We start from the raw sequence: 894 nt of genomic DNA, 5'->3' as shown, positions 1-894 counted from the left end.
GGTAAGTCGTTGCTGGTGAGCACGATGGAAGCTATCTTTAAAGGACAAAAAACGCTGTTTAAAGGGCTCTGGATTGAGAATAATTGGGATTGGACTACGACTCATCCGGTGATTCGCGTGGATTTTGGTGGTACGGCTAATCGCTCGCCGGGAGCATTGACTAATTCCTTAATGGGTAAAGTAAATGCCAAAGCTAAGGAGAATAGCATAAATCTTGAAACGATAGAACTTCCCGACCGTTTTGAAGAATTAATCACAAAACTGCATCAATTCACAGAGCAAAAGGTAGTTGTGTTGATTGACGAATATGACAAACCCATCATCGACAATCTCTCAAATCTTGATATTGCAGATGCTAACCGCTTGGTTTTGCACGATTTCTATCAAGTGATGAAAGCCGCTGATGAGCATCTGCACTTCATATTTCTCACGGGTGTATCCAAATTTTCCAAAGTTTCCATCTTTTCGGGGTTAAACAATCTGTGCGACATTACACTTGATGCCCAATTTGCCACCATTTGTGGCTATACACAGGCAGAGTTGGAGTCTTATTTTGACCCTTATATTGAGCAACTGGCTCAAAAAAATCAGTGGACGAAGCAAAAAACAGTAGATGAAATCAGGCACTGGTACGATGGCTATTCGTGGGATGGTGTGAACTTTGTGTATAATTCATTTTCGACTTTGATGTTTTTTTGGCAACAAGAATTTAAAGACCATTGGTTTGCTACGGGTTCGCCCACTTTTATAGTCAATATTCTAAAAAAACACAATGATGTAAAATCGCTGCTGGAGCCATTTCAAATGCAGGCTACAGACTTCGACAGTTTTGATATTCAGACGATAAACCCGCGCATATTGATGTTTCAAACGGGCTATTTGACAGTAAAAAAG

1 protein-coding gene is annotated in these 894 nt (G+C 40.4%); it reads left to right on the top strand.

All coding sequences use genetic code 11. From position 1 onward, the window contains the following. Window positions 1-894, top strand: an 894-nt coding sequence (locus ASC50_RS01670; protein WP_158648269.1) for an ATP-binding protein, incomplete at both ends; no start/stop codon positions are given.

This window comes from Candidatus Symbiothrix dinenymphae (assembly GCF_001431085.1).
Note: the sequence above shows the minus strand (reverse complement) of the source record. Positions and strands in the feature narration are given on the sequence as shown.